Source organism: Hydrogenophaga sp., assembly GCF_041633695.1.
Taxonomy (GTDB): Bacteria; Pseudomonadota; Gammaproteobacteria; order Burkholderiales; family Burkholderiaceae_C; genus Hydrogenophaga.
Genome location: NZ_JBFJMY010000325.1, coordinates 1 through 4,813, shown reverse-complemented (window position 1 = coordinate 4,813; position 4,813 = coordinate 1). Strand labels below are relative to the sequence as shown.

Sequence of the window (4,813 nt, the reverse complement as noted above, 5' to 3'; positions counted from 1 at the left end):
TGCGACGCGTGGTGGTGGAGTACCAACAAGGTTGGCTGGCCGCGCGGGTCGAGGCCAGTGGCAACAAACAGGCGCTGTGGCGCACCGACCCGCGCCAAAGCGGGCACGCGGGTGCCATGGGCGACATCGGTTCCCACGCCGAAAACCTGCTGACCAGCGTGACCGACCTGGCGGTGGAGGCCGTGTGTGCCGACCTCCACGCGATGGGCGAAGGCCGCACGCTGGACGACGATGCCAACCTGCTGCTGCGCCTGAGCGGTGGCGCCAGCGGTGTCTTGATGGCTTCACAGATCTGCACCGGCGTCGAGAACGACCTGCGCCTGCGGATCTTCGGCACCACCGGCTCGCTCGACTGGCAGCAGGAAACCCCGGGCCGGCTGCTGCACGCGCCGTTGGACGGCGCCCCGCGCCTGCTGACCAACGGCTCGGCGGGGCTCAGCGATGCCGCTGCCCGCGCCTCGCGCCTGCCGGCAGGGCACCCGGAAGGCTTCATCGAAGCCTTTGCCAACATCTACCTGGGCGTGGCGGTCGACATACGGGCGCGCCTCTCGGGCCGGGTGGCGGACGTGCTGGAGGCCGATTACCCGCGTGTGGCCGAAGGCGCACGGGGCGTGCGCTTCATCGAGCAAGTGCTGGCCTCTTCGCGCAGTGCTGCGAAGTGGACCCCGGTGGTCTGAACCGGCAGCCAAAAACCGCAGCCCACGCAAGGGCATTGGTTGCCCACCAGGGCACTGTCCATTTCATGCAACTCATAATGTTGCATGAAACAAGACAGCAGACTATCGGGCGTGGTCCACGTGCTCTTGCACATGGCCGAGATGGATGGACCGGCCACTTCGGAGGCGCTGGCGGCGGCGATGCAAACCCACCCGGTGGTGGTGCGGCGCTGGCTGGCCGGCCTGCGCTACGCCGGTTTCGTGGCTTCGGCCAAAGGTCATCGCGGCGGCTGGGTCGTTTCATGCCCCTTGTCGCAAGTGACCCTGGGTGATATCCACCAGGCCCTGGGTGCGCCCGCGCTGCTGGCGGTCGGGCACCGCAGCGAAAACCCCAGTTGTCTGGTGGAGCAGGCGGTGAACGGCGCGCTGGACGAGGCCTACCGCGAGTCCGAGCGCGTGCTGCTGGACCGCCTGGGCGCCGTCACCCTGGCGGACTTGTCGCAGGGCTTTCACCACCACCGCCTGGCCTGCAACGCAGGGGAGCTCGCGCATGTTGAATGACGCAGCAGACGTGATCGTGGTCGGTGGCAGCTACGCCGGTTTGTCGGCCGCCTTGCAGTTGGCGCGGGCGCGTCAGCGCGTGGTGGTGGTGGACGCTGGCCAGCGGCGCAACCGCTTCGCCCGCACATCGCACGGCTTTTTGGGCCAAGACGGGCGTGCCGCCGCCGGCATCGCACAAGACGCGCGCACGCAATTGCTGGCCTACCCGAACGTGCAGTGGCTGGCCGGGACCGCCGTGGCGGCCCAAGCACAAGAAGAGGGTTTCGTGCTGACCACCGCAGAACAAACGCTGCGCGCCCAACGCCTGGTGCTGGCTCTGGGTGTGGTCGACGAACTGCCCGCCATCGAAGGTCTGGCCGAGCGCTGGGGCCAAAGCGTGTTCCATTGCCCGTATTGCCACGGCTACGAGCTGAACCAGGGCCGCATCGGCGTGCTGGCTTCGGGCGAGATGTCGCTGCACCACGCCATGTTGTTGCCCGACTGGGGCCGGGTGACCCTGTTTCTCAACCGCAGCTTTGTACCCGACGCGGCACAGCTCGCCGCGCTGGCGGGCCGTGGTGTGGTGCTGGAAGAAACGCCGGTGGTGGCGCTGGTGGACCAGGCCACCCTGCTGCTGGCCGATGGCCGCCAGGTGGTGCAAGACGGCTTGTTCACCCTCACCCGCACGCGGCTGGGCAGCGCCTTGCCCGAGCAACTCGGTTGCGCCCTGGAGCAAGGGCCTACCGGCAGCTACATACGCATCGGTGCGACCATGGAGACCACGGTGGCGGGCGTGTTCGCCTGCGGAGACGCGGCGCGCGCTTTTGGCAACGTGGCGATCTCGGTGGGAGACGGTGCCCTGGCGGGCGCGTCTGCGCACCGCTCCTTGATTTTCAGCTGACAAGGCTGCGGTAGCACCCCGTTGTCAGGGGTCTCAGCGGTAGAAGGCCTCGACCTTGCCGGTGAGCTTGATCAGCAGCGGGTTGCCCTTGCGGTCGCGCGTCTTGCCGGCCGGTACCCGGACCCAGCCTTCGCTGATGCAGTACTCGTCCACGTCCATGCGCTCCTGGCCATTGAAACGGATGCCGATGTCGTGTTCGAACACGGCGGCCACGTGGTGGGGGCTGCGTGCGTCCACACACAGGCGGTCGGGCAAGGGGGGGCGGGGAATGGCTTCGGTCATGGTGGCGGGTTCGGATGGACGCTGGGACAGCCCGGGCGATGGCCGCCGGACGTGCCCGCATCTTAGACGACGCGCCAAGCAAGCACGCCAGCGCCAGCGACGCCGGTCTGCGCCTGCCGCCGCCTGGCTGCGTCCTCGCCGGGTTTGCACGACCGGCTGAAGCGGTTCTGAATCCAGCGGCAGACCGACGCGGCACAGTGCCGTGGATTGGCACACTCCTTGCATCTCATCTTGGATACAAGATTGGATGCTCAAACATGGTGCACACCACAAACCCCGCCAAATCGCCGTCCAGCCCAGCGCGCCACGCCGCTGGCGGCCATGCGCCGCAAGCCTGGATCACGCGTCTGGAGCAGCCCTTGCAGCACGGTCAGACCGGGCCTTTGGCTGGCTTGCGCTTTGCTGTCAAAGACAACATCGACGTGCGCGGTTTGCCCACCACGGCGGGCTGCGCGGCCTTTGCCTACACCGCGACGCAACACGCCACCGTAGTGCGCCGCCTGCTCGAAGCTGGTGCATGCCTGGTCGGCAAAACCAATCTGGACCAGTTTGCCTGCGGTCTGAACGGCACCCGCTCGCCCTATGGCGCCGTGCCCAACGCCTTCGACCCGGCCTATGTGAGCGGAGGTTCCAGCTCGGGATCGGCCTATGTGGTGGCCACTGGCCAGGTGGACTTTTCCCTGGGCACCGACACCGCTGGCTCGGGCCGGGTGCCCGCGGGTTTGAACAACATCGTCGGCTTGAAGCCCACCAAGGGTTTGATCAGCGCGCAAGGCGTGGTGGCGGCCGCGCAGAGCGTGGACTGTGTTTCCATCTTCACGCGCGATGTGGCCTTGGCTGCGCGCGTGCTGCAGGTGGCCATGGGTCCGGACGCGCAAGACCCGTATTCGCGCGAGCTGGTGCCCACGACCCGTGCCCTGCCGCCGGTGTTCCGTTTTGGTGTGCCCTCGGCCTTGCAATTCCACGGCGACGAACTGGCCGAAGCCGCGTTTGCCGACGCCGTGGCACGCCTGCAGGCGCTGGGCGGCAAGCCGGTGCAGATCGACTTCGAACCGCTGGCCCAGGCGGCCGAACTCTTGTACGACAGCGCCCTGGTGGCCGAACGGTATGCCGCCATCCGGCGCTTTTTCGATGCCCACGAAAACGAGGTGATCGAGCCGGTGCGCAGCATACTGGCGCGTGGCCGCGACTACAGCGCGGCCGATCTTTGCGACGCCCAGACCCGCCTGCGCGCGCTGGGCCAGCAGGCGGCTCCCCTGTGGCAAACAATGGACGTGTTGCTGGTGCCCACGGCGCCGACGCACTACACCGTGGCCGCGATGCAGGCCGAGCCGGTGGTGCTGAACCGCCACCTCGGCGCCTACACCAACTTCGTCAATCTGCTGGACTACGCGGCGCTCGCGGTGCCCAGCGCGATCCGGCCCGATGGCCTGCCGTTCGGCATCACCTTGATCGGCCCGTGTGCCAGCGACTGGGCTTTGGCCGATCTGGGCCAGCGCTACCACCTGGCCACCGAACTCACCCAAGGCGCCACCGGCGACGCCCTGGCCGAGCCGCAGCCCATCGCAGGCTTGCGTGCGGACCCGGTGGTGCAGGTGGCGGTGGTGGGCGCGCACCTCTCGGGCATGCCGCTCAACAGCCAGCTGCGCGAACGCGGTGCCCGTTTGCTGCGCACGGCTGAGACCGCTGCGCACTACCGCTTCTACGCCCTGCCCGGCACGGTGCCACCCAAGCCCGGCCTGCTGCGTGTGCCCGATGGCACGGGCGCACCGATTGCGCTCGAAATCTGGGAAATGCCCACCGCGCACTACGGCTCCTTCGTGGCTTTGATCCCGGCACCGCTGGGCATCGGCACGCTGGAACTGGCCGACGGCAGCCGCGTGCAAGGCTTTGTTTGCGAGGCCCTGGCCACGCAAGGCGCGCAAGACATCACCGGTTTTGGTGGCTGGCGCGCCTACATCGCATCGCTCCAGTCTTGAGTGCCCAGACCAGAACCGATCCCACCGTTCACATCCGTTTTTTCAACCTCCAGGAGAGCGCCATGACCCGCACCACTTCATCTTCATTGCCCACCACCACCGACGCGGCACGCCGCCGTTTGTTGAAAGCCGGTGTGGCCACGGCAGGCCTGGGCCTGATCGGCGCACCGGCCCTGGTGCGGGCGCAGGGGGGCCCCACGATCCGGGTCGGCTACTGGCCGATCGCGGCCGGCCTGCCGTTCTATTCGGCGGTGGAGCTTGGCTACTTCAAAGAAGCCGGCCTGAACGTGGAGGTGCTGCGTTTCGCCGGCGCGCAACAAATCATGGAAGCCATGCTGGCCGACCGCTGCGACGGCAGCGCCAACGGCACCGGTTCGGCCAACATCGCTGTGGGCGAGATCGCGGCGCCCGGCACCTTCAAGATCTTTTGCTCCAACCCCAGCAACGCCAAGAAC

6 protein-coding genes are annotated in these 4,813 nt (G+C 67.8%); 5 read left to right on the top strand and 1 reads right to left on the bottom strand.

Features of this window, described 5'->3' with window-relative positions; genetic code table 11:
* The 3 genes from ABYB95_RS17095 to ABYB95_RS17085 all read left to right on the top strand — a co-directional run.
* A partial coding sequence (locus ABYB95_RS17095) for a Gfo/Idh/MocA family oxidoreductase (RefSeq protein WP_372659761.1) occupies window positions 1-677 on the top strand: 677 nt, incomplete at its 5' end.
* An 84-nt stretch (window positions 678-761) separates the two neighbouring features.
* A complete protein-coding gene (locus ABYB95_RS17090; protein ID WP_372659760.1) occupies window positions 762-1,217 on the top strand; it encodes an Rrf2 family transcriptional regulator in 456 nt (151 codons plus the stop codon).
* The gene (locus ABYB95_RS17085) at window positions 1,207-2,097 is read left to right on the top strand and encodes an NAD(P)/FAD-dependent oxidoreductase (protein ID WP_372659759.1); all 891 of its coding nucleotides are present in this window, start codon (window positions 1,207-1,209) and stop codon (window positions 2,095-2,097) included. Before ABYB95_RS17090 ends, ABYB95_RS17085 begins: the two co-directional genes overlap by 11 nt.
* A gap of 33 nt (window positions 2,098-2,130) precedes the next feature.
* Here ABYB95_RS17085 and ABYB95_RS17080 read toward each other — a convergent pair whose 3' ends face one another.
* Complete coding sequence (locus ABYB95_RS17080) at window positions 2,131-2,379, bottom strand: DUF3297 family protein (RefSeq protein ID WP_372659758.1); 249 nt, start codon at window positions 2,377-2,379, stop codon at window positions 2,131-2,133.
* Window positions 2,380-2,636: 257 nt separating this feature from the next.
* On the opposite strand from ABYB95_RS17080, the gene atzF reads away from it, so the two are divergent.
* Together atzF and ABYB95_RS17070 are read left to right on the top strand one after the other, a co-directional pair.
* Complete coding sequence (gene atzF / locus ABYB95_RS17075) at window positions 2,637-4,358, top strand: allophanate hydrolase (protein ID WP_372659757.1); 1,722 nt, start codon at window positions 2,637-2,639, stop codon at window positions 4,356-4,358.
* Window positions 4,359-4,420: 62 nt separating this feature from the next.
* Window positions 4,421-4,813: ABC transporter substrate-binding protein (locus tag ABYB95_RS17070; protein WP_372659756.1), on the top strand; the 393-nt coding region annotated here is incomplete at its 3' end.

Bases quoted from the DNA above. Each gene is read 5' to 3' on its own strand.
- ABYB95_RS17090 (WP_372659760.1), top strand. From the start codon at position 762: ATGAAACAAGACAGCAGACTATCGGGCGTGGTCCACGTGCTCTTGCAC.
- ABYB95_RS17085 (WP_372659759.1), top strand. From the start codon at position 1,207: ATGTTGAATGACGCAGCAGACGTGATCGTGGTCGGTGGCAGCTACGCC.
- ABYB95_RS17080 (WP_372659758.1), bottom strand. From the start codon at position 2,379: ATGACCGAAGCCATTCCCCGCCCCCCCTTGCCCGACCGCCTGTGTGTG.
- atzF (WP_372659757.1), top strand. From the start codon at position 2,637: ATGGTGCACACCACAAACCCCGCCAAATCGCCGTCCAGCCCAGCGCGC.